At 46.7% G+C, this 23,332-nt stretch carries 28 protein-coding genes, 1 tRNA gene, 1 other RNA gene and 1 pseudogene; 4 read left to right on the plus strand and 27 right to left on the minus strand.

Going from position 1 to position 23,332, the window contains the following annotated elements; genetic code table 11:
* Nucleotides 1-63: 63 nt before the first annotated feature.
* The 3 genes from ACTOY7_RS14130 to ACTOY7_RS14140 form a co-directional block, all read right to left on the minus strand.
* Nucleotides 64-960, minus strand: a complete 897-nt coding sequence (locus ACTOY7_RS14130; RefSeq protein ID WP_482672699.1) for a tyrosine-type recombinase/integrase — start codon at nt 958-960, stop codon at nt 64-66.
* A gap of 288 nt (nt 961-1,248) precedes the next feature.
* Complete coding sequence (tnpA, locus tag ACTOY7_RS14135) at nt 1,249-1,662, minus strand: IS200/IS605 family transposase (RefSeq protein ID WP_482672211.1); 414 nt, start codon at nt 1,660-1,662, stop codon at nt 1,249-1,251.
* Between the two features lie 134 nt (nt 1,663-1,796).
* On the minus strand, nt 1,797-2,564 hold the full coding sequence (locus ACTOY7_RS14140; RefSeq protein WP_482672212.1) for a DUF5688 family protein: 768 nt from the start codon (nt 2,562-2,564) through the stop codon (nt 1,797-1,799).
* 189 nt (nt 2,565-2,753) lie between these two features.
* Here ACTOY7_RS14140 and ACTOY7_RS14145 point away from each other — a divergent pair, with 189 nt between their 5' ends.
* Nucleotides 2,754-3,005 carry a helix-turn-helix domain-containing protein gene (locus ACTOY7_RS14145; RefSeq protein WP_482672213.1) on the plus strand — a complete coding sequence of 84 codons (252 nt, stop codon included), beginning with the start codon at nt 2,754-2,756 and terminating at the stop codon, nt 3,003-3,005.
* A gap of 190 nt (nt 3,006-3,195) precedes the next feature.
* Here the strand turns inward: ACTOY7_RS14145 and ACTOY7_RS14150 are convergent, their stop codons facing one another.
* The 9 genes and pseudogenes from ACTOY7_RS14150 to ssrA form a co-directional block, all read right to left on the minus strand.
* A complete protein-coding gene (locus tag ACTOY7_RS14150; RefSeq protein ID WP_482672214.1) occupies nt 3,196-3,378 on the minus strand; it encodes a hypothetical protein in 183 nt (60 codons plus the stop codon).
* Between the two features lie 26 nt (nt 3,379-3,404).
* The gene (locus tag ACTOY7_RS14155) at nt 3,405-4,208 is read right to left on the minus strand and encodes a PD-(D/E)XK nuclease family transposase (RefSeq protein WP_482672215.1); all 804 of its coding nucleotides are present in this window, start codon (nt 4,206-4,208) and stop codon (nt 3,405-3,407) included.
* 138 nt (nt 4,209-4,346) lie between these two features.
* Nucleotides 4,347-4,964: a hypothetical protein gene (locus ACTOY7_RS14160; RefSeq protein WP_482672216.1), complete on the minus strand. Its 618-nt coding sequence runs from the start codon at nt 4,962-4,964 to the stop codon at nt 4,347-4,349.
* Between the two features lie 225 nt (nt 4,965-5,189).
* Entirely contained in the window at nt 5,190-5,390 is a 201-nt protein-coding gene (locus ACTOY7_RS14165; RefSeq protein WP_482672217.1) for a hypothetical protein, read from the minus strand.
* Nucleotides 5,391-5,413: 23 nt separating this feature from the next.
* Nucleotides 5,414-5,687 (minus strand): annotated as a pseudogene (locus ACTOY7_RS14170) (type II toxin-antitoxin system YafQ family toxin).
* A 2-nt stretch (nt 5,688-5,689) separates the two neighbouring features.
* Nucleotides 5,690-5,911 (minus strand): hypothetical protein, encoded by a 222-nt coding sequence (locus tag ACTOY7_RS14175; RefSeq protein ID WP_044990136.1) that lies wholly within the window; start codon nt 5,909-5,911, stop codon nt 5,690-5,692.
* A gap of 208 nt (nt 5,912-6,119) precedes the next feature.
* Nucleotides 6,120-6,662: a Uma2 family endonuclease gene (locus ACTOY7_RS14180; RefSeq protein ID WP_160284792.1), complete on the minus strand. Its 543-nt coding sequence runs from the start codon at nt 6,660-6,662 to the stop codon at nt 6,120-6,122.
* A gap of 272 nt (nt 6,663-6,934) precedes the next feature.
* Nucleotides 6,935-7,008: transfer RNA gene (locus ACTOY7_RS14185), tRNA-Val, on the minus strand.
* Between the two features lie 101 nt (nt 7,009-7,109).
* Nucleotides 7,110-7,454: a transfer-messenger RNA gene (gene ssrA, locus ACTOY7_RS14190) on the minus strand.
* Between the two features lie 524 nt (nt 7,455-7,978).
* On the opposite strand from ssrA, the gene ACTOY7_RS14195 reads away from it, so the two are divergent.
* Together ACTOY7_RS14195 and ACTOY7_RS14200 are read left to right on the plus strand one after the other, a co-directional pair.
* The gene (locus ACTOY7_RS14195) at nt 7,979-8,800 is read left to right on the plus strand and encodes a zinc dependent phospholipase C family protein (RefSeq protein ID WP_482672218.1); all 822 of its coding nucleotides are present in this window, start codon (nt 7,979-7,981) and stop codon (nt 8,798-8,800) included.
* Nucleotides 8,801-8,828: 28 nt separating this feature from the next.
* Entirely contained in the window at nt 8,829-10,073 is a 1,245-nt protein-coding gene (locus ACTOY7_RS14200) for an MFS transporter (RefSeq protein ID WP_482671268.1), read from the plus strand.
* Nucleotides 10,074-10,231: 158 nt separating this feature from the next.
* Here ACTOY7_RS14200 and ACTOY7_RS14205 read toward each other — a convergent pair whose 3' ends face one another.
* From ACTOY7_RS14205 to ACTOY7_RS14245, 9 genes are all read right to left on the minus strand, one after another.
* Nucleotides 10,232-12,088 (minus strand): CotH kinase family protein, encoded by a 1,857-nt coding sequence (locus ACTOY7_RS14205; RefSeq protein WP_482671269.1) that lies wholly within the window; start codon nt 12,086-12,088, stop codon nt 10,232-10,234.
* Nucleotides 12,089-12,179: 91 nt separating this feature from the next.
* Nucleotides 12,180-12,851: a DUF4956 domain-containing protein gene (locus ACTOY7_RS14210; protein WP_482671270.1), complete on the minus strand. Its 672-nt coding sequence runs from the start codon at nt 12,849-12,851 to the stop codon at nt 12,180-12,182.
* Nucleotides 12,852-12,876: 25 nt separating this feature from the next.
* On the minus strand, nt 12,877-13,548 hold the full coding sequence (locus ACTOY7_RS14215; protein WP_160283350.1) for a polyphosphate polymerase domain-containing protein: 672 nt from the start codon (nt 13,546-13,548) through the stop codon (nt 12,877-12,879).
* A 472-nt stretch (nt 13,549-14,020) separates the two neighbouring features.
* On the minus strand, nt 14,021-14,203 hold the full coding sequence (locus tag ACTOY7_RS14220) for a hypothetical protein (protein WP_300884988.1): 183 nt from the start codon (nt 14,201-14,203) through the stop codon (nt 14,021-14,023).
* Nucleotides 14,181-15,440, minus strand: a complete 1,260-nt coding sequence (locus tag ACTOY7_RS14225; RefSeq protein ID WP_300884987.1) for a sensor histidine kinase — start codon at nt 15,438-15,440, stop codon at nt 14,181-14,183. Before ACTOY7_RS14225 ends, ACTOY7_RS14220 begins: the two co-directional genes overlap by 23 nt.
* 8 nt (nt 15,441-15,448) lie before the next feature.
* The gene (locus ACTOY7_RS14230) at nt 15,449-16,123 is read right to left on the minus strand and encodes a response regulator transcription factor (protein WP_160283347.1); all 675 of its coding nucleotides are present in this window, start codon (nt 16,121-16,123) and stop codon (nt 15,449-15,451) included.
* A 17-nt stretch (nt 16,124-16,140) separates the two neighbouring features.
* Nucleotides 16,141-17,775, minus strand: a complete 1,635-nt coding sequence (locus ACTOY7_RS14235; protein ID WP_160283346.1) for a Na/Pi cotransporter family protein — start codon at nt 17,773-17,775, stop codon at nt 16,141-16,143.
* A gap of 241 nt (nt 17,776-18,016) precedes the next feature.
* Nucleotides 18,017-18,373: a SpoVA/SpoVAEb family sporulation membrane protein gene (locus ACTOY7_RS14240; RefSeq protein ID WP_160283345.1), complete on the minus strand. Its 357-nt coding sequence runs from the start codon at nt 18,371-18,373 to the stop codon at nt 18,017-18,019.
* Nucleotides 18,374-18,479: 106 nt separating this feature from the next.
* Entirely contained in the window at nt 18,480-19,493 is a 1,014-nt protein-coding gene (locus tag ACTOY7_RS14245; protein ID WP_160283344.1) for a stage V sporulation protein AD, read from the minus strand.
* 321 nt (nt 19,494-19,814) lie between these two features.
* On the opposite strand from ACTOY7_RS14245, the gene ACTOY7_RS14250 reads away from it, so the two are divergent.
* Nucleotides 19,815-20,273, plus strand: a complete 459-nt coding sequence (locus ACTOY7_RS14250) for a SpoVA/SpoVAEb family sporulation membrane protein (protein ID WP_160283343.1) — start codon at nt 19,815-19,817, stop codon at nt 20,271-20,273.
* Nucleotides 20,274-20,511: 238 nt separating this feature from the next.
* On the opposite strand, the gene ACTOY7_RS14255 is transcribed toward ACTOY7_RS14250, so the two are convergent.
* The 6 genes from ACTOY7_RS14255 to ACTOY7_RS14280 all read right to left on the minus strand — a co-directional run bounded on the left by ACTOY7_RS14255 (nt 20,512) and on the right by ACTOY7_RS14280 (nt 23,264).
* Nucleotides 20,512-20,928, minus strand: coding sequence for a stage V sporulation protein AB (locus ACTOY7_RS14255; RefSeq protein WP_160283342.1), 417 nt, complete (start codon nt 20,926-20,928; stop codon nt 20,512-20,514).
* Entirely contained in the window at nt 20,888-21,553 is a 666-nt protein-coding gene (locus ACTOY7_RS14260; protein WP_160283341.1) for a stage V sporulation protein AA, read from the minus strand. The genes ACTOY7_RS14255 and ACTOY7_RS14260 overlap by 41 nt, the downstream gene beginning before the upstream one ends.
* The gene (locus ACTOY7_RS14265; protein ID WP_300884985.1) at nt 21,543-21,704 is read right to left on the minus strand and encodes a hypothetical protein; all 162 of its coding nucleotides are present in this window, start codon (nt 21,702-21,704) and stop codon (nt 21,543-21,545) included. Before ACTOY7_RS14265 ends, ACTOY7_RS14260 begins: the two co-directional genes overlap by 11 nt.
* 95 nt (nt 21,705-21,799) lie before the next feature.
* On the minus strand, nt 21,800-22,519 hold the full coding sequence (gene sigF, locus ACTOY7_RS14270; RefSeq protein ID WP_160283340.1) for an RNA polymerase sporulation sigma factor SigF: 720 nt from the start codon (nt 22,517-22,519) through the stop codon (nt 21,800-21,802).
* Nucleotides 22,498-22,953 carry an anti-sigma F factor gene (gene spoIIAB / locus ACTOY7_RS14275; protein WP_160283339.1) on the minus strand — a complete coding sequence of 152 codons (456 nt, stop codon included), beginning with the start codon at nt 22,951-22,953 and terminating at the stop codon, nt 22,498-22,500. The genes sigF and spoIIAB overlap by 22 nt, the downstream gene beginning before the upstream one ends.
* On the minus strand, nt 22,950-23,264 hold the full coding sequence (locus ACTOY7_RS14280; protein ID WP_160283338.1) for an STAS domain-containing protein: 315 nt from the start codon (nt 23,262-23,264) through the stop codon (nt 22,950-22,952). Before ACTOY7_RS14280 ends, spoIIAB begins: the two co-directional genes overlap by 4 nt.
* Nucleotides 23,265-23,332 lie beyond the last annotated feature (68 nt).

Below are 23,332 nucleotides of genomic sequence, written 5' to 3' on the forward strand. Positions count from 1 at the left end.
GGAATAAGCGAACCGGGAAAGGAGGCGTGAGCCATGAATACCGTATTAAGCAACTACGGGCAGCTATGCGGCTGCCCGGAAATCCTCAAAAAAAGTTGTAAATTTTTTTGTCGTGGGCTTGACATACGGGTGGCGTAAGTCGTGCAAGCGATAATTCGGCAATTCCGGACAGTCATTTTCAATGAAGCGTTTGAAATTCTTATACAGCGCCATCGGTGTTAACGGAGAATACGGCGCATGATTTATCAAAAATACGCTGTTGCCCCCTTTAAAGCCGGGCTTACTCTGTAGCTTCATATGCTCTTTTCTTGCCTGTTCTAAAATGTGGTAAACCGTCCCTCCAACTGCTAATGGAATCGTGCGCTTCCCGGATTTGGTCTTTGTTTCCTTCTCAATCAACTGGTCATTCACCTGCACAATGGATCTCTGTACTTTAATATATGCTCCATCCTTGTCCAAAACAATGTCCTCCCAGCGAAGTCCTGCAAGTTCGGACCTTCTCAATCCTCCCGCAAGACAGCAAATCGCAACTAAAAGTTCCATTGCCCTGTTCTGTGTCTGGCAGGCCCGTTCCAGCATCACCTTCACCTGGCCGATTGTATAAGCATTCCCTTCCACCCCCGATGGTTTCGGCAGGCGGACAAATGCACAGGCTGTACTTTCCTGCCTTTTGATGTAGTTATCACTCATTGCCTGTTTCAAAACTGCGGATATAAAATATAGGAAGTTTCGGATTGTTTTTGGGGATTTTCCCATCTTTACATACCGATTAACCATATCCTGCAACACTTCTACCGTAATTTCTGTTAACGTATAATGACCAAGGGAATCCCGAACCCCATCTTTGGTCTTATACATCTGGATGTACACCTGCTTGGTAGTTGGAGACAAGTAGAGCGTATATTTAGGAAAATATATATCCTCCACATATTCTCTGAACAGCATTGATTTCTTCTGCATAAAATCTCCAAACTCTGCATTCAGATTCATTTCACAGCAAATCTTTTTGGCTGTGTCCTTGGTCGTGCCTGCCGGAAGGGAATGGTAAGTCCGGCTACGCCTGCCATCCCTGGTTATATCCCGTACAATATCAAGTCACAAACCACCACTTCAAGTGGTGGTTTGGAAGAGCCCTGTAAGGGCGACTGCGTGCTCCCCTTTAAAGGGGGATGTTACAAGCCTGTTACTTGCCCTCCTATAAGGAATGCTTTACTTGCCTACTACTGGCTCCCCTATAAGGGGCACTTTTTAGTCATTTCCCTTTTCGGACTCTTCCTTCTGCTTTTCAATATATCTCTTCACTGTTGCTTCATCTATATTGCCTATTGTTTCCACATAATACCCTCTTGCCCAAAATTCTTTATCTCCTCGAGCCCTGAATTCGGGATGCCTGTCAAATACCTGTAATGCACTTTTTCCTTTTACGTAGCCCATAAAGTCTGACACCGCATACTTTGGCGGCAATTCTACACATAGATGCACGTAATCTTCTGCTACCGCCCCTGCTGTTATCTTTACATGTTTATACTCGCATAATGTTTTTATAATCTCCACAAGATCTTTCTTTACCGCTCCATACATTACCTTTCTTCGATATTTGGGAATGAACACTATATGGTACTGGCATTTCCATCTCGTATGTGATAGACTCTGATTGTACATTTTGTACCGCCTCCTGATTTATTTGATTTGGCTTGCAACACCTCTTCAAATATACATCAGGAGGCTTTAAAAGTATATAGGCAACACTACGGCTTATTCTATTCGCCCCAGCATAGCTGGGGGATTAGGTCATTTCATTCATGAATTGAACTGGGTAAAATATATAAGTTACTGTCCGCTCCCATGGCAAATGCCTCTAGTAGATCCGTTCGTAGGATGCCCCTTGCCCCATATACACGTTCTTTATTAGATAAGACATACAACGGAAGGTCATTTTCCAGTAACTTAGCGTCTATCTCCATTTCACGCTTCTTAATTTCTGAACGAAGCACCTCATTCAGATTCTGGATATAAAATCTTTCACAATACAGGTTATTCCAAGCGGTCTCCCACAATTCCTCTTCTGTAATCCTCCAATGGGACATTAGATTTTGTGTAACGACCATACTGCTCATTCCGTGGGATGATACGCCCAATACACTACGTAGCACAATCACAAAATCCAAAAATTTACTGTATGTAATATTTTCCTCTTCAATCCATCCCTTATTCCAGCCTTCACACAGCAAAGTCATACATATACTTTTCTTGATTTCTCCCCAATCTCTGTTGATTAAATCCAGGCTTTTCGGCTCCTGCTCCATATATAGCTTCTTTATCTCCATAAGACATCCCTGGAACATTTCGCCATCACCTTCTTTTTGATACAGGTTATATAAATCCTGCATATGAATCGCAGGTGTAATCACAGTTGCCGCAGAGGAATCTTTTTCTTGGAACGTAAGAGACTCTATGGGGGTCTGATTATTCTTAGTATATGTTTCAAACCCTACCTGTATGGTATCTCCCATAATCTTCTGCATTCTGTCTTTCAGCATATTTTTAAATTCTTGATAATTCATCTTTTCTCCTATCCCGGCTCAATAAGCCGATTTAAGACACTTTATTTTTTCTGGTTCTTTTTGATTCCTACTGAACACTATACCACGAAGCCTCGTTCATTGCACATTATATATTTGCAAATATAATATTTTGCATTGTTTATGCAACTCTATATTTTATCTACAATTAATGTATGGAGGTGGATTTATATGGATATGGACACGAACAAGAAGTATAAGCATTCAGATCGATATATCCGGCTTGGACTTAATATCGCATATTATCGCAAGCTCAAGGGCATCACTCAGATGGAGCTTGCAGAGAAGGTAAACGCCAGCCGCACACATATCAGTAATATCGAGGCCCCGAATATGCCTGTATCCGTTTCCCTGGATAAGCTGTTTGATATTGCGGACGTTTTGGATGTCTCTGTTGACAGGCTATTTGATTTTAAAGACTGAATCAAGTCTACAGGCATATAGCAATAGAGCATGAAAAAAGGGATAATACCATCATGGCACTATCCCTTCTGCTGTTAGAATCATTATTTTATACCTTTTTATATTACTGCTGTTTTTTAATGTGCTTAGAATATTGCGGGCCGCAATTAAAATATTATCTGGCTAATGAACTGAACTACTTTCAAGCTAATCATGCTGAATATTTTTCATTCACATATCCGGTAGCCACTTCCTTAGAGAGTTCAAATCTTTCCATGATTCTCTCTATAATATTTGGATCATCAATATTACATTCACGATAAGTTGCAATCGCTGTTCTAATCGAAGCTCTAAATGCAATATCCTTCGCAAATTCATCCATAATTTTACTCATTTTCTTTACCCCATTAAAGCGCCAGATTATACTAAACATTTATCTTTTACGTATTCTACAGCCGCTTCATTAGTAACTTGGAATCTTTCCTTGATTCTTTCTATTATAGTAGCATCATCAATATTACATTCCCGATAAGTTCTAATTGCAGCCATAATTGCAATTTCTTCTCCTATCTTACTCATTTTCTTCACCCCTTCCGAATTATTCTTTAAATACTCAGTTCGTTCTGCCATCAACTCAAAATACATATCCTCTGCATCCGCACAGTTGAAATCATGCATCAGCTTTCCGATCTCAGAGTCTCCCCGGTATTCACCGTTCACATACAGAATATGTTCTCCATCCTCAAATGGCTTCCCGGTTACCAGATTGATTCGTTCGACAGGGTAGAATGGTTCCCCTTTCCCATAGAAATCTTCATCCACAATAAAGATTACATAAGTATCCGGCAATTCCTCGAACTTCTGCCCTGCGTTCAGATTTTCAATATTCATTACACTGGAATGGTATCTTGCCCTGTGTGGGGATGCCCCTTCCTCTCCCTTCTGAATCTCTATATCATATTTTTTCCCGGTAGAGTCTGCCCCATAAGCATCCAGGCAAATGGACCGTGCCCCTGCAAGCCTTTTCATATCACGCTGCGTTTCACATTCAGTAATGATTAAGTCCCTCTTCCCAGTAATAATTCTTAATACCAGTTCCGCCAGTGGAATATTGTCTTTAAACATGCATCGCATAAACTCATCGTCAATGGGTCTCAGTTCCTGCAGCTTCTGCAAATTTGCTTCATATTCATGCTCTCTTATCTGCTGTTCTGTCTCATTCATCAACCGCTCTCCTTTTCTTTATAAATATTATACCCTCAATCGCCCTTTAAAACAATCCCGAATTTCCCTCTTTCCAAAAGCCCGTATCAGCCACTTCACTATATCAAACATTTTCAAATCATCTCCGCAGTTCCAAAATCAATTCCAAATATCCAGGAAAAATTCTCTGTAATGCTTATTATAGTCAATTAAAGCCAGACCATATAGCATTACATCATAAAATTCCTCAATATTATTCTTTTTAATAAATGTGTCATATTCCTTTTTTTCCATATTTAATGCCAATCCCAATTCATCATCATATACGCATAAGAAAACAGATATATTATTCTCCAAATCATCATATAGCGTTAAAAACTGCCAACCTTGAATGATATTATACTTGCATTTTTCAGAGGATAATAGCTTCTTAATTTCATTCTGTATTTCTTCAAATAATGAGATATCTTCAACATGATCTATTTTTATAGGATTATCATTAACGCCATCTAGCAGAGATTCTATTGTATCATCATCGTTCAAATCCTCCATTGAAATTTTTCTATTATTTATGTCAAATGCCGTATATCTTTTATTTCTTTTTAGACTATCTAAAGTCCTAAACAGCAACTTTTGATATAAAGTATTTTCACATAAATCTATCGATTTTAAAATCAAAGAATCATTTTCTAAATCCTTCATTTTATCCAGAATTTCTATAACAGCCTCCGTATAGCAATCCCTATTTTCATTCTTCTTACAAATATATCTTTTCATGTTTTTCTTAATAATTATTTCACATCCTTTCTATTTTTTTTAATATAGCAGTATCATTGCTACATAAAAGTCAGTCTCAATGTGTATAAATCACGGACAAATCTCTATCATTTATTTGATTCAGAAAAGCTAATTTAATGGTTTTGATACATATAAGAATACCGCATAAAAAAAGATAATAAACCGTAATGGCTATTATCCCTCTGATGCTATAATGACTGATTTCTATAAATATTTTTTTGATGTTTCCAGGCTTAGATTATACTGCTTTTGAATTTGAGATAAAATAGTCTGTTGCGGAACTCCTAATTCTTTTAATACAGAAACTGTTCCTCTGATACCTTCCTCTCTTCCTTCTTTTCGTCCAAGAAGGATGCCTTCATTTCTTATTGTTTTCGCTTCATGCTTCAAAACTTTTCCGCCCATTACCGATTCCACTCCTTTCATTTCTACATATTAAACAAATCCGAATGTGTACCGGTTCTGGAAAGCTCCAAATAATCTCCATTATAACGATAAATTAATAACCAATCCGGTGAGATATGACATTCTCTGAATCCTTTGTATTCCCCCCTTAAATCGTGATCTTTGTTCTTAATATCCAAAGGTCCCGGTTTCATCAATTTCTCAAGAACAAATTCGAAAAGCTGGAAATCATATCCTCTCTTTTTGGCATAGCTTTATATCTTTCTTTATTTTCCCGGAATATTTCAAGATATACATCCTTATCCCTCCAGCATAGCGGAAATAAAATCGTGCGCAGTGCCTTCAAAGACTGTACCGCCTCCATTTTCCAATTCCTGCATAGCCTCTATTGTTTCGTCATTTGGTATCTTTTCAGAAATCTCATTCCCAGCGGTCACTCCTTGCAGATACGCAATTACATATTCTATCTTATAATCTGGAACAGCTTCTAATAGCTGCATTGCTCTTTCTCTATTACTCACGGGTTTATTCCTCTCTTTCTTTTTCTTTATTTTGACAATATCTACCTATACTTTTTTCGATGTTACTCATTATAGTTCCTTTTCATCCATTATGCCCTGAATCACCATCTGGCACAATCACTTGCCTTACCTGATTTTTTTAGCTTTCGAATGGTTTTTTATCTCACTGCAAGTCTATGAATTATACAATACCTGGATTTTTCATTTATCACAGCAAATCACTGATTTTGATAGACAGGCCGGTAAATATGTGGGCCGATATTTCATCTTCAAATAAAAAAGCATTTGAGTCTTCTTCCCCATCAAAGAAATAAGTCTGCACAATTTTCTTCAAAGGATTCACGATCCAGTATTCACGTACACCGGCAGTACGATATTTGAATAATTTGACAGAATAATCCATCCGAGCAGTGCTTGGTGAAATAACTTCTATAATCCAATCCGGAGCACCATTGTATCCACGGTCGTCCAGCTTGCTTTTATCACATATGATACTGATATCCGGTTCAACATAGTTTGCATCGTCTGCATTCAAAAAAACCGCAAAGGGAGCAGGAAACACTTCGCAGCTGCCTTTGTGTTTTTTTATATATTCCCTGATTTCACCTGCCAGGTTCATCAGGATACGTTGGTGCACGGTGCTTGGCGGTGCCATATCGTAAATCTGGCCGTTAATCAGTTCAGCACGCTGGCCTTCCGGCAGAGCATAGATATCCTCGATGGTATAAGTTTTTTCCTGTGGCAGTGCCATAATATCACTCCTTTTCTTTATAAATATTATACCCACAGTCGCCCTCTAAAACAATCCTAAATTCCTCTCTTTCCAAAAAGTCCGAATCGGATACTTCTGATATTTTCAATATTTCCAAACCATCGCCGCAGAACCGCCTCCCACTTGCCGCTCTTTCCCTCTGCAAGTATTTAGATGCACTTCATTGCTCCCAACGCTTTCTTCCTCGTTTTTCCCATCAAACCAATAAAAAACGGCTTGGTTCTGCTGTTTTCAGAACCAAGCCTTGGTGATGGAAACAATGGGGCTCGAACCCATGACCTCTCGCGTGTGAGGCGAACGCTCATCCCAGCTGAGCTATGTTTCCATATCAGAATTGAAATTTTTAAATTATGATCCCGGCGCAATTCTGAACGCCTGTTGTAATTGAGAAGCCCACTCATTCTACAAGCCTCTCCATACTACAAATGATGGACCTGGCGGGAATCGAACCCGCGTCCAAAAACCCATCCCATGTACTTCTACTATCATAGTCCGTTCTTTTTCATTCCCTCTGCCGTACGAAAACGAACATCCTTACGGTTTCAGTAGCTTCATGATACGCCTGCTGGCTCAAAGCTTTGCCGGCATCGTTTCCCGCATAGTCGGTGCCAGATTCCCAAGGTGCGGGTGCCCTGGGGCTGACATGCAGCAATTAGGCTGCAGCTAATTCGAAATTATCGTTAGCGTTTAATTTTAAGTGTGCGATTTGACGCATCTGCCTGCGGATAGCTTCTCCATCTTCAAGATCCCTGTCGAAACCAGTACAAGCCCTTAGATGAATGACATTTCTTCATGTCATATAGCTATTTTAAAAAATTATACTGATTTAGTCAAGTAGAACTGAGAAATTCATAAAACTTTTACAAAACCGCAGTTTCTTTTCTCCCCTCTTTTCAGTAAAGAGCGCTTAAAAAATCGGATACTTACTGTTCACACCCTGATTGGGCGCTCGCAGTAACGGCATCCAGCCCATTGAAAAGTCGCCTGCCGGCGGTCCTAAGCGCCAGCGACGCTTGTTTAGGACGGACCGGAACGGAGTGTAGACGGGCTGGATGCCCGCCCCATCACTGAATTGGCCGGATGCCGCGCAACAAGCGCACGACACCATGTGAACAAAAACATTGGATATACTCCCTATAAATGTTCTTTTAAGAAATGTTTTATATTCTCTCCAGTTTGTGGTAAGATAGTAAATAGAAATCTTATATCTGTGAGTGCCGCGAGTCAGATCCGATATACCGCATCTGTTCCGTGTTCACACAGACGCAAACTGCCAACTGAAAGGAGTGTATATTATGCCGACAACATATGCACACTATAAATTTGGAAAGGACGTGATCAACACCCTCCCGAAGCATTTCCAAAAGGCCATCGAAAGCAAACGGGAATTATTTGATATCGGGCTGCATGGCCCTGACATTTTATTCTATTATAGAGTGTTTATGGCAAACCATGTAAATACTACCGGATATGAGCTGCACGATCAGCCGGCGGATGCTTTCTTTTTTCAGGCAGCCCAGGTCATCAAGCGTTCTCTGGACCAGGAAGCCGCACGCGCTTATATCTACGGATTCATCTGTCATTTTGCGCTTGACAGCGAATGTCATAAATATGTAGAAAAAATGATACAGGTCAGCGGGGTCAGTCATTCCGAGATTGAGATGGAATTTGACAGGATGCTCCTGACGGAGGATCACATTGATCCTGTTTCCTATCTCGGAACGAATCATATCCATCCTACAATGAAAAACGCAGAGGTGATCGCGCCGTTTTTTGAAGAGGTTTCGGCAAAGGAAGTGAAAAAATCTCTGTCCTCCATGATTCTGGTTCATAAGCTACTCCTTGCGCCGAATCCCAGAAAACGCCGGTTTTTGTTCGGAGCTATGAAGTTGGCCGGACAATATGAGTCCAAACACGACATGGTCATGAGCGAAACGCCAAATTCGGCCTGCGAGGATTACTGCCGGCTTCTGAAAAAGCTTTATAAAGGCGCCGTACCGCTGGCAGTCGGCCTGATCATAAAATATCAGAAGCTGCTTTCCGATGGAACAGAGCTTCCATCCAGATTTCATGAAACCTTTGGTCCTGGCGACCACTGGCAGGACCTGCCCCTATGAATTCCAAAAACAGTAAAGGATGAACATCATGAATTTTAAAATGACCCGCCTGGAAAAGAAATGGGTATTGTATGATGTAGGCAACTCCGCATTTACAATGCTGGTATCTACCATTTTTCCGATTTATTTTAACTATCTTGCTGAAAATGCCGGTATCTCTGATGTAAATTATCTTGCCTACTGGGGATACGCATCCTCCATCTGCACCCTGCTGGTGGCACTGATGGGGCCGACCCTGGGAGCCGTAGCCGATACGAAGGATTTTAAAAAGCGGATCTTCAAGGTCGTTCTCTTCATTGGTGTAGCAGGCTGTGTCATCCTGGGATTTTTGTCTTCCTGGATCTGGTTCCTTGGCGTGTTTATCCTGGCAAAGACCGGCTACTCTGCCAGCCTTGTTTTCTATGATGCCATGCTCACGGACGTGACCGAGCCGGAACGGATGGATACCGTATCCTCCCAAGGCTTCGCGTGGGGCTATATTGGGAGCTGCATTCCCTTTGTGGCAAGCCTCGGAGTTGTATTAGGGGGAGGTTCCCTGGGGCTTAGCATGCAGTCCTCCATGTCCATTGCCTTTTTCATCACAGCGGCCTGGTGGCTGGCCTCCGCAGTTCCGCTTCTTATTTCATTTAAACAGAAATACTATATTGAATCTACGGAGCATGTAATCCTCAACAGCTTTTGCAGGCTTGGAAAGACCTTTGCGGACATCAAACAGGAAAAGCATATCTTCCTTTTCCTGCTTGCGTTTTTCTTCTATATTGATGGTGTCTATACGATCATTGATATGGCAACTGCCTACGGGCAGGCTCTGGGACTTGACAGTACGGGACTGCTCCTGGCGCTTTTGCTGACACAGATTGTCGCGTTTCCTTCGGTCTTGCTTTTGAACTGCCTCGCAAAGAAAATCGGTTCCACGAAGATCCTGACCATCTGTATTCTGGCATACCTGTTTATTGCTTTATATGCATATGGCCTGGATACTCAGCGGGATTTCTGGATCCTCGCGGTCATGGTAGGTCTGTTCCAGGGTACGGTACAGGCCCTGTCACGTTCTTATTTCGGGAAGATTATTCCTGTGGAAAAGTCGGGAGAATACTTCGGGCTCTATGATATCTGCGGAAAAGGCGCCGCCATCCTTGGCACCACTCTAGTTTCCATCATGAGCCAGCTTACCGGCAGGATGAACGTCGGCGTGGCTGCCATCTCCGTGCTGTTTGTAATCGGACTGCTACTGTTTCGGAAAGCGGTGAAGCTCAACGAAGAGCATTCATGATCGTTTCGAACCCCCGCTAAATATGCTGAGTATTTCACATGGAAATTGTACGGGATAAAAGAAGTTTGCCATATCACATTTTCGTAATATAGCAGACTTCTTTTTTTATACCCAAGGGCACCCCGTTATAGCCATAACGGGGTGCCCTTGGGTATAAATCATGAATATCTTTTATATCTGCATGCACAGAGGATTCCCGCAAGAAGCAAAACTGCTGAAGCCGCTGTTAAAATCCACATATTTCCGATTGCCCTCCCCGTAATATCTGTCTGGTATCCTGCCTTGGCCATTGTGTCCATATCCTGCGGTTTTTCCATATTCGGTACTGCTCCTCCCGGCATGGCATCTTCATCAAAATCCATTTCCGGCGGTTCCGTTCCTCCCTGAATATCTTCCGTCCTGAATTTATTTCCCCTGCCGCTTCCTTCTGTCTCTGATTCAGCCTTACTCAGAAAATCTTCCCGTATCACTTTTCCCGCATCACTTCCCGAACCATTTCCCGGGCCAAATGTATTCCCCATGGTTCCCATAGCTTCAATGGATAAGCTTGCCGCTTCCGTGGAAGAGGTCGTCCCGTCCAGCTGCCCTTCGATGCTTTCCGCACGCAGCACGCAAAAGCTTTTCAGTGTGGAAATGCCCTCCTGATATTCCTCATAAGTACAGAATTTTGTCGGATCCTTTTCTACATACGGCGCAATCATTTCGGATACCGTATCGATCATCCGTTCAAATTCTCCGTTTGTAAAATACTGCCCTATAAATTCCGCAAAATATTGATGATACAACTCTGTGTATTCCTCATCCGCAAAGATCCAGGCAAGCATGGGCCGGGATTCCACAGTACCGCCGGATACCGGGGAATCAATCGGGTAATTCACCAGTCCTTCGGCATCTGTTCCGGATTCAAATCCGCCGAAAGCCAGATTATAGTCCCATGGAATCATGGAAAGCTGCCCATCCTTTTCGTACAAATAATAATTGTGGATCATAGTCCCCGTATAACTGTCGAAATTGCATACAAAATTATGCACTGTAAAATAGCGGATCACTTCCTCAATATCAACCACTGTGTCAATATTTTTCCCTTCATTCAATCTCCTTAAAGCATCAATCAGACGATCCTTGTCGCTGTCCGAAATCTCCGTTTTTGCATTGTCAAAAATATTACTGTAGCTATCGTACTCATCATCCGTATAAATCAGGGAAACATCGTCACTGCCCATGGACATCCCGCCCGGACCGTCAGGGCCTTTTCCAGTCTCCATTCCTTCCGGCAGCGCCCCTTCTCCGGGCATTCCCATTCCTTCTTCACCATTGCCCGGATTTTCCGGCCAAGTTCCCGCATCCTCCAGAATTCCCGGATCAAACCCGGCTCCATTACCTCTGCCACCGCCCATACCCATGCTGTCCGGCTTATACAGTTCTCCGTAATCCCTTCCATAATTCCGTTCCAGGAAGCTCTCTTCCACCCCTTCCACAGCAAAGTACAGTCCAAAATCCTCTCCATTTACCGTAAGATACACATAGCTGCAAAGAGGCGAGTCCACGCCGAAACCGGACATCATCTGATAAGTCACATAGTCCTTCATATAGGTATTATCCTGAATAATGTTGTTCAGGCACAGCTTATCCAAACCATAATAGGTATTCGACTTGTCATAATGGTCAAATTCCACCTTAAAACTGTAGCGGTTATTTCCATAGGACGCCACAGATGTAAGCGACGTATTTCCCTTTGCCCGGATTGCAACATTTTTACAGGCCTCCTGGTCAATCACCAGGGAACAGGATACATATTCTTCATCCGTGCATCCTTCCAGAAATGAATCCCAGTCCTCCATCTCAATCTCAATGGTATGCACCATGGATGTATCAAACAGCCTCGTCTCATATCCCAGGACACTGGATACAGCCTGTACGCCAAGCATTCCGGCATTCATAAATACAATGATTAAAAGCAGCACCAGCAAAAGTACGCCGCAGCAGATCCTGTCAATCCGTTTATGTGTTGACATTCGCTATCCTCCCTGTTCATTTCCATGTACGAATGGCATGATATTCCTGCGGAGTTTTTCCGGATATCATACGTTCCGTACATTCGTAAAGCTACCCCATATAGTCCCCATTATAGCTGACCAGAACAGCGCTATGCACGCCGTCCATTGCGGAGAGCGCATTGATAAACTCCGTATCCTCACTCTTCAACCGGATCTCAGCAGTCACTTCCACCATACTCCGCTGGACAGTCTTACTTTTTACGATGCAGCGGCTCACCTGCTTTTTCAGGAAATCCAGCGCCTTTCCTTCACTCTCCTGTCCCGTGCAGCTGAGTACGACAATATACGGGGTTATATGAGATTTTTTATTGACGAACACGAGCAAAATCAGCCCGATAAACACGCCGCCAAATACCGCCAGCGGTATCATGCCAGCCGCAAGTACGATCCCTTCCGCGATCGCCCAGAACAAAAACGCGATATCCAGAGGCTCCTTGATCGCGGTCCTAAAGCGGACAATAGACAGGGCGCCGACCATACCAAGGGACAGCACAATATTGGATGTCACTGCAAGGATGACAAGTGTCGTGATCATGGTCAAGGCAACCAGAGTCACACCAAAGCTGGAGGAATACATCACCCCGGAAAATGTTTTCTTATAGATCAAAAAGATAAACAGGCCGATCCCAAATGCCAGGATCATTGCCAGTGCCATATCCACAATGCTGACGCTGTCCACGTTCTCCAAAAAACTGGATTTAAAAATGTCTTGAAATGTCATATTTGATACCAATCCTTTCTCGTTTTCACCCATATTTTCTGCATGCCGCATATTTTGAAAATGCCGATGTATGCCTGCCTTCCAGCTGGACAATATCCCGGATCACAGACGGCAGAAACGCATCCCATTTTACTTCCAGGATCGCAGGCGCGTCCCCCGCCGGAACCGTAACGCAGTCCTGATTCAGAAAATCAATTCCATTCAGCCCGGTCCGGATCTGATAGTCCAGAGTCACACGCACATTTCCCGGAGCATAGGTAAACGGCTCCCGCGTATAGTCCACGATCGTTTTCGGACGCAGCCCCTGGAACCGCATTTTGCAGTACAATTCCTCTACCAGAGGCCTCCCGCTGTCCACCATCCACCTGCATTGATTTTCCAGAATGGCCCGCGCTTCATCCTCCGTCAGGCCTATGCTTTGTTTCTTTCCAAGTCCATTGCGTTTGCTTTTCTTTTCCAACCGGATTCCGGAAGTGTCTCTATTATAATACCGCAGCCGGAACTTCTCCCTTTGGTTCACTCCATCCATTTTTTCCCGAAGCGCCTTGTCTCCGGGTGTATCAAAATACAGACTGCGGATTTCGTATTTTCCATCCACCGCATGGGAGTCCGTCTCCATGACCGTCTGCAGACGGTGCCTGAGCTGAATCAGATCCGATATATTGATCTCATGCTTCCATTCATGACGCCATGTCATAATTCACTGCCCCCTTTCTAATCAAACATAGCACTTCTTTTTTGGTTCACTATTTTCACTAAAATATTATACATGAAACCTTAAATGAAACTTAGACAGATGTGAAAAAAATGTGACTGCAGATATAGCATGATCTGATGTCAGCTGCTTTTCCGCAGACTTGGATGTCAAAATTTTTCCAGCTGTGCGGTTGCGATTCGATAGAGCATTTTCATGCAATTTATTGCAATGAAAATGCTCTATCGAATCAGCAACCCACTTATTAATGAGCAAAAAGCGGCTGCGTTAGCAGACGTAAGAGTGCGTCAGCACGATTTTTGCGAATGGATAAGTGGGTTGGATGCTCCTTGGAGCATCTCCAACCGCACAGCTGGAAATTTTCTATTGAATAAAATATCCCCTGATACCACATCGTACCAGGGGACATCCCACCTATTCCTGTTTTTTCTGCATATTTTCAAAATATTCCCCGTCAATCCATCCTTCCGTCCAGTATATATCTCTGAAAACGTACCGCATCCTCTGCATCCTGATCCAGCCGCTCTTCCGTGATCTCGCCGCACAGCGGACGCCATACCTTAACCTGGCCGCCCATATTGACAAAAGGCTCCATCTCCACATCTTTTTCCGCATTAGATCCGGACCGTAAATACAATTCTGGAATCTCCCCGGTATTCCGCGCGGATCTCTCCTTTACAATTCTCCACGATCGCCTGCGCCGCGGAAAGCCCGATCCCGTATCCCCCGCTTTTCTGTGTCCGGGCGCTGTCCCCCCGGTAAAACCGGTCAAACAGCTTCTCCGGTTCATCCACCGGCAGCTCCTCACAGTCATTCTCCACCTGCAGCAGCGTTTCTCTTCCCTGCCTTTTTAATGTGACGGCAATCTCCCCGCCCTTCGGTACATATTTTACCGCATTGTCCAGCAGGATAGACACCAGCCTCAGCAGATTCTCCCTGTTGCTGTGAAGCTCTATGCCCTGGCCGATCTTCGCTTCGATCATCACATTCTTCAAGGCTGCCGACTCACAAAAGGTTGGAAGCGCCTCCTCCAGAAGGCGGCTCATGGAAAAATCAGATGCCGGAAGCTCCCACACACCTTCATCCAGCCTGGCAAGCACCAGCAGATTCTGCATCAGACCACCAAGACGCGCGGTCTGCGCCTTGATGTTCCGGCTCCATTTGGTTTCCCCGCCGCAAAGCTCCATAGCCTCCGTATTGGCCATAATGATTGCCAGCGGTGTTTTGATTTCATGGCCCGCATCCGTGACAAACTGCTTCTGCTTTTCCAGGTTCCTCGCAATCGGCAGGATGGCCTTATTTGACAGCAGGATCACCAGCAGAAGCATACCAAACCAGCACAATATACCGATTCCCGCCGAAAGAGCCAGCACCAGAAGCAGAGCATACCGCTGCGCGGACGTATCCAAAAACAGCAGGAGCTCTCCCTGTCCGTCCCGGGCAGGCATCCGTCTGTATTCAAAACGGTTCAGTCTGCCGGATTCTTTTCCCTGCTCATAGATCTTCTCTGCGTACTCCTTTGCTTCCTCTCCGGATACAGACGAAATCCGTCCGATATCGGTTCGGGCAACGCTCCCTTCCCGGTCAAACCACACACAAAAATACCTGGCTGACATGGCGTGGTCTTCCGTAACTGGCGGGCTGAAAAAGTCTCCCGGCTCTCTTTTCCCCGACATGTCCGGAAACGGAAGCATTCCCGGCTCCGACCTGGGAGCCGCTGCCGCCTGCCGGGTCAGCGTCTCCAGCAAGCGGTCCGTCTGCCGGTCCGTCTGCCAAAAATTCAATCCGTTGATAGCGCCGAGCAAAATCAGCAGCAATACCGATATTGCTGCCATTGCCGTGATCACAAACTTTTTCTGAAGTGTTTTCTGCATCGCTCACCTCAATCCACTGTTTCCAGCATATACCCGATATTCCGCTTCACCTTGATCTCCACCTGGTCGCTCAGAGCCGCCAGCCGTTTCCGCAAATAGGATATGTACACCCACACTGTCCCTACCTCCGCTTCCGTATCGTAGCCCCACACCTTCACAAGGAGATCTTCCGATGAAAGATAACGCTTCTGATTCTGCATCAGCACTTCCATCATGCGGTATTCCAGCTTGGGCAGCACGAAAGATCTGCCATTTCCGCTCAATTCATAGCTCTGCAGGTTCAGAGAGATGTCCCCGCAGGTCAGAATATCCGGCACAAAAGTTTCCCTTCGCCGAAGCATGGCACGCACCCGCGCCAGCAGCTCATCCATAGAAAAGGGCTTGGGCAGGTAATCATCCGCCCCCAGATCCAGTCCCCGGATCCGGTCCTCCACCTCCCCTCTGGCGGTGAGAAGGAGGATCGGCGTCCGACATCCCTCCTTCCGCAGCTGTTCCAGCACCTCGAACCCGCTCTTCTTCGGCATCATGATATCCAGGATGATGCCGTCATACGCTTCCATTCTGGCATAATCCAGAGCCGCTTCCCCGTCATATACCGCATCTACCATATAATGATGATAGGTGAGGATATCCGAGACAGCCTCGGACATACTCACCTCATCTTCCGCAAACAGTAATCTCATAAATTCACCCTGCTTTTTTACCGCATCAGGATCTCCTCCGCAATATTCCTGGAGTGGTCGGAGATACGTTCCATACACACCAGCGCATCCAGATACACAATGCCCGCGTCCGTGTTGCACTGATTGTTTGCCAGCCGCTTCATATGCGCCGAACGGAGCTGGATCTCCAGGTCATCCGCCTGGCTCTCCTTCTCAATGACCTTCAATGCCTTTTCCTTATCGTTTTCCGCAAATGCCTCCGCCGCGTACCGATAGCTGTCCAGGCAGACGCGAGTCATCTCCCGCAATTCCGCAGTGCCTTTTTCGGAAAATTCTGCCTTCCGGTCAGACAATGTCTCGGCAAATTCGGAAATATTTTCACAGTAGTCACTGATCCGTTCCATATCCGATAAGATCTGCAGAAGGCTTGCCACATGCTGGTGCTCCTTCTCATTCAGCGACAGGGAGCTTAACCGGACCACATACCCCGTAATCCCGCTGCACAGGCCGTCCACCGTCTCTTCTTCCTCCCGGATCTTGCGGATCTGCCTCTCGTCCTTCGAGAACATGACCTCTTCCGCCCGGTCCGCGGTTCTTGCCACAATATTTCCCATTCTGGCGATCTCGCTGACTACAGACTGCAGAGCGATCCCCGGCGTCTCCAGCATACGTTCGTCGAGAAGTACCTTGCTCTCATCGTTGTCCTTGTCATCCTCTCTTTCCAGCTTCTTCGCCAGCTTGATGATCAGGTCGGATACCGGGAACAGGAGGACTGTCGTACCGATATTGAAGATCGTATGCACCGTACTGATCTCTGTCTGCGTGATCATGCCGGTACCCGCTGCCGGGAATACCACTTTGAACAGCACAATGGCTACGATACTGAACAGCACCGTACCGATGATATTGAACAGAAGATGCATCACAGCCGCCGTCTTCGCCGTCTTCTTTGCACCGATACTGGACATGATGGCGGTCACGCAGGTACCGATGTTCTGGCCCATGATGATATACACCGCCGCGTTAAAGGGAACCAGCCCTGCGGCGGAAAGGCTCTGCAGAATACCCACGGACGCGGAGGAGCTCTGGATCACCGCAGTCACCACCGCGCCGGCGATAATACCAAGGAACGGATTGTGCCCCAGGGTAATGAACAGATTGCGGAAGCCTTCCGAATCCTGCAGCGGCGCGACGGAGGCCGACATGGTCGTGATTCCTACGAAAAGAAGTCCGAAGCCAATAATAATACTGGAAATGTCCTTGGTGGAACGCCTTGTTCCCGTCAGCATCACGATCACGCCCAGCATGATCGCCACCGGAGCCAGGTTGCCGGGACTTAAGAACTTGGCCCACTCCACACTGGATACCAGCCATCCAGTTACCGTTGTACCGATATTGGCGCCCATGATAACGCCCATCGCCTGATTCAGGCTCATAATCCCCGCGTTGACAAAGCCTACCACCATGACCGTGGTTGCGGAAGAGCTCTGGATCACCGCCGTGATCAACGCGCCTAAAAGCACGCCGAAAAATTTATTTCTCGTCAAAGCCTCCAGCATCGTTTTCATTTTATTGCCGGCAGCATTTTCCAGTCCCTGCGCCATGATCTGCATGCCGTAAATGAACATGCCAAGTCCCCCGATAAAGGGAATGATAATGTTTACATAATCCATATGCTTTTTCCTCCCTAGTAAAAAAGTGTGCGTCTTGACGCACACACGCGCTGAAGCGCGGCTGCGGCAGCAGCCATTTTCCTTATGCGCGTAGTGCGCATCCCCCGAAGGGTTTTTATTCGAAAGGAAAATTGGGAGAAGTTTCCTATTGAATAAAAAACGCTACACGAACAACATAACATTATCCCCGGTAAAAAGCAACAGGAACTTCCATTTTCACCCATAATAAAACGGATTCCTTTTATTTTTTCATCCTGGGCTCAAAGGTCACGGATGCCAGATATCCAAATACCAGCGCCGCGGATATCCCTACCGCGCTTGCCTTGAAGCCCCCCTGGAAGATTCCCAGAAAGCCGCTTTTATCCACAGCCTCCTTCACTCCCTGCCACAGTACGTTGCCAAAGCCCAGCAGAGGGACGCTCGCCCCGGCCCCGGCAAAATCCTGAAACGGCTTGTAAATATTGCAGAAGCCAAGAACCGCGCCGCTGCATACCAGCAACACCATGACCCGCCCCGGCATCAGCTTGGTTCGGTCCAGTAAGATCTGCACCAGCGCGCAGATCAGTCCTCCGATCAAAAATGCTTTTACATAATCCACATTCTTTTCCTCCTTCGATGTCATATATCGGAGAATCGATCACTCCGTCATTCTCCGAAGCGAAACACATTCTCTGCATTCTATCCACTGTGGAGCAGCGTCCGGATCAGTTCACATGCTCCAGCACGATCCCATGGGCAATCCCCGGAACGCTGGCTCCTTCATTGAAGCTGACTGTTGACAGCAGAGCGCCTGTGGGCACAAAAAGCACCCGCTTCCATTCGCCCTTTCGGATCTTGGGCAGAATATAAGAGGCCAGTGTCACAGCCGCGCAGCCGCAGCCGCTTCCTCCCGCGTGGGTGTCCTGGGTCTTCTGGTCAAAGATCTCCATTCCGCAGTCCATATGCTTGACCCGGATGTCATAGCCTTTTTCCTGTACCAGGTCGAACAGGATATCCTGTCCCACATACCCCAGATCCCCTGTGACGATCCTGTCATAATCCTCCACGGTCCTTCCAAAATCCTGCAGGTTTTGGACGATCGTGTCCATGGCGGCCGGAGCCATGCAGGCGCCCATATTCTGAGAATCCTTCAGGCCATAATCCACGATCTTACCCACGGTCACACCGGAGATACGCACATGGCTCTTCTCCGTCCCCACCAGGAACGCGCCGCTCCCTGTCACCGTCCAGTGTGCCGACAGCGGGCGCTGGTTCGCGTATCCCAACGGAAAACGAAATTCCTTTTCCGCACTCCCGAAATGGCTGGAGGTCACGGCAAGCATACAGTCCCCATAGCCCGCAGCCACACTCATAGCACTCAGTGCCAGCGCTTCCCCGGAGGTGGAGCAGGCGCCATAGAGCCCGAACAGCGGAATCTGCAGAGACTCGACCCCCATGGATGTGGCGATCCCCTGCCGGAGCAGATCCCCGCCGAATAAAAATCGGACGGACTCCGGCTTCACGTGTGCCTTTCCAAGGGCAAGCACACAGGCCTCCTTCTGCATATTGCTTTCTGCCTCTTCCCAGGTCTTTGCTCCGAACAGGTCGTCCTGGTTCGACACATCAAATAGTTTTCCCAGAGGTCCTTCTGACTCCTTGCTTCCCACAACCGAACCGCTGCTCATGATATAAGGAGAAACTTCAAAGCTGATGCTCTGAGCTCCTTTGATCTGATTCATTTTCGTTTTCAATTCCTGTCCCAAACCAATTCCCCATTTCCGATCCGGCTGTTTTCATTTCTGCATAAATGTCTGCCGCCTCACAGCACTGCCCGAATCTTTTCACCGGATTCATTTTTGAAAAATAGTATAAGATGATCGGAGGGATTTTATTCACGGTTCTGAATAAGATCTTATATTTTCCAGATACTATAAATCAGCCGGCAAGAGAGAGGAACACTTTCCAACTGTACGGTTGGATGCTCCAGGGAGCTTTCGACCTGCTCATTCAGTCGGAAACCCTTTTGGCAGGCAAAATCATATGATCTGTGAGGTAAGAATATGGATAAAACACAAAAAATGAAGCAGGAAAAGCAATACGAAGCTTATGTAAAGCAAAAGACTCCGGTCCATAATATCTGGCTGAATATGGGAAAGGCATTTGTCACCGGAGGGATCATCTGCACTGCGGGGCAGCTCATCTACAATTACTGCAAGGTCCGGGAGCTCTCCAAGGATGCCTGCAGCGGATGGACGTCTCTGCTGCTGATCCTTCTCAGCATCATCCTGACCGGAATGAATGTCTACCCGAAGATCGCGAAATGGGGAGGAGCCGGCGCGCTGGTGCCCATTACCGGATTCGCCAATTCCGTTGCCGCCCCGGCCATCGAATACAAAAAGGAAGGGCAGGTATTCGGGATCGGATGTAAGATCTTTACCATTGCGGGCCCGGTCATACTGTACGGAATCTTTACTACCTGGGTCCTGGGCTTCCTGTACTGGCTTTGGGGGATCATGTAAATATATTTACAGGTATATGGAGAGCCCGGCATCGGAAGACTTTCCATATACAGCGGTATACAGAAAGCCTGTCATTGGCAGCCTTTCTGCATACGATGGTATTCAAAGAGCAGGTAACCGACCGGATACCTGCCCTTTTTGAAATGTTTGTGCTGAACGCCGGATAGACTCACAGCCGATAAAGTCTGCCGCGCATTGACATATGACGCATACAGTCCGTAATTGTCCCGGCCGGCGGCTACCAGCGTTTCAGCAAATAAATAAACGCCCCCAGCCCGCGCCCAAGGGCCATGCTGAGGATAAAAGCCACGCTGTAGCGCACAATCTTCAGCCTTCGGATAAAGATGGGAAATACATTCAGCACCTCCGCAAGAGCCATAGCCCAGCACCCTACAAAGATTCCGGCCAGCAGCCCGAATACCGGAAGCAGAAACCCAAGGTAGCCCATCTGGGGGCGGAAGACCGAGATCAGGTTTCCGGCCACACCTCCCAAAGCGGCGCAGTCCTCATAGAGAAGGATCTTGTCCGCCGTATGAGTCCGGTCCGCAAAGTCCGCGATCACGCCCAGCTCCACGATCAGGGCAAACAGACCCCCTGCAATAACAACTCCCGAGCTAAGACCGATGATTCCCAGAAGGGTCTGCCGTACCCACATCCAGCTCCGCCCCCTTTCTTGACGCGTTTTCGATCAGAGTGGTCTGGATATCATTTTCATAGACCCGCATCTGCACCTCCAAAGGCGTAGGATCCACAGTAAATCTTTTCTTACCGAAATGGTTAAAAAATACCAGGATCCCGATGGTGATGCCCACGGAATAGCTGACCTCCATGATGGAAAACCCATCCGATCCGGAACCCATGATAAATTCATACATCTGGGAAAACAGATCGGAAACCGACGCGTCGTTGTTAAATGCCATGATCGCAAACGCGGAGCCCGCAAAGGTCAGCATCGCCACAAATATCGTCTTAATGAGGTGCACCGCCATACCCGGGGTTTTCTGATCCTCGTAGGTCACAATAATGTCTGTCTCCCCCATATTCTGAATATCCACACCCGGATATTTTTCATGGATACAGGCAATGATCTTCAATATGGATATCACATACCTGCGCTTCCCCTGATCCGGAATTTTCAGGATCTTGAGCACCTTCAGCTTCGGGATCATAGCTTTGTTGCTGCATTCCAGAGTCAGGATGTCTCCCAGCGTGACATCCGTCTTCGTGATCTCCACATCCCGCTCTCCTTTGATATAGACCGTTTCCTGATTAGCAGGCATGATATTCTGCACCCGGCCTTCTGATCAGCGTCCCCGCGCCGTTGGAAACCGCCTCCGCGTCACTATAGTAATAGTAAAAAATTCCGATCACTACTGCCGCCAGGACAATGCTCATCAAGCATATCCGTATTTTTCTTCTTCCTTCTTCCATTACAGCCACCTGTCCTTTCTCTTGATCTATAGACCGCAGGCCAAATCCTTTGCGCCTATAAGCAGTAGTATCTGAAAAAATCCCGAAAATATACCTCAGCAGGTTCCTTCCCGCCGCAGCGCCTCCATGATCTTTTTTTCCATCCGGGATACCTGGACCTGTGAGATTCCCAGCTTCTTTCCCACTGCCGACTGAGTCTGATTTTGAAAATACCGGAGATAGATCAGGCGGCGCTCTTCCTTGTCCAGCGTTTCCAAAAGCTGCTGCAGCAACATGCAGTTCAGAATCTTCTCCTCCTGATGTTCCTTCTCCTCCAGCTTGTCCATCAGCCGGATCTCGCTCCCCTCCTTCTGATGGATGGGCTTGTAGATGGATTCCACCTCCCCTCCGGCCTCCATTGCCTGGACAATTTCTTCCTTTTCCACCTTAAGGACCCGGGAAAGCTCTTCCAGAGTCGGCTCCCGGCCCAGCTTCGCAGTCATATCCTCCCTGGCCTGAAAAAGCTTATAGGACAGTTCTTTCAGGGAACGGCTTACCTTGATCATGCCGTCGTCCCGCAGAAATCTTTTGATCTCGCCGGATATCATGGGCACCGCATAGGTGGAAAACCGGACGTCATAGGACAGGTCAAATTTGTCAATCGCCTTGAGAAGCCCGATGCTGCCGATCTGAAACAGGTCCTCCGGGTCCGTGCCCCGGCCGTAGAACCGCTTTACCACGCTCCAGACCAGTCCCACATTTTCCTTCACAAGCTGCTCTCTTGCCTCCTTGTCTCCTTCGTGAGCCTTTTGAATTAAAGCGATTGTGTGGTCCATAGATTCCTTCCTTTTCCGATTGTTTTCTCCATCCTGACCGTAGTTCCCTCTCCCGGCGCGGATTCCACCTCCACCTTATCCATAAATGCCTCCATAAATGAAAATCCCATTCCCGACCGATCCAGCTCCGGACGGGTCGTATACATTGGCATCATCGCCTGGGCAACGTCCTTGATCCCTTTCCCCGTGTCCTTCACAGTCACTGCAAACCGGTTCTGTTCAATGCGGCACTTGACCGTAATTTTATGTATCTCCTGGTCATACCCATGGATGATGGAATTGGTCACTGCCTCGGAGACGGCTGTTTTCACATCAGACACCTCCTCCACCGTGGGGTTTAGCTGAGTCAGAAACGACGCCACGGCTACCCGGGCAAACCTTTCATTTGAAGAACAGCTGTCAAATATGACTTCCATTTCATTTGTGTCTCTCATCTCTGATCCTCCTCATAAATCTGCATAATTTTTGTGACTCCTGACATCGTCAGAATCTTCTTGATCCTGGCATTGGCATGGACGCCCCACACCTCGCCGCCGATCAGATGGACCAGACGGTATCTTCCCATGACTGCCCCGATCCCTGAGCTGTCCATAAATTCTGTCTCCCCAAAGTCAAAAATCACATATTTGATGTGGTTGCGCTCAATCATCGCGTCCGCATCCTTCCGGATTTCCTCCGCCTGGTGGTGGTCCACCTCCTTCGGAAGAAAGATCGTAAGGCAATTCTCTTCTACCTGATACTTCATTGATTCATACTCCTCCTCGCAACATTTAAAAAAAGGACATGTATCCTCTACACATCCTTTTCTTTCGT

Source organism: Schaedlerella sp., assembly GCF_056796775.1.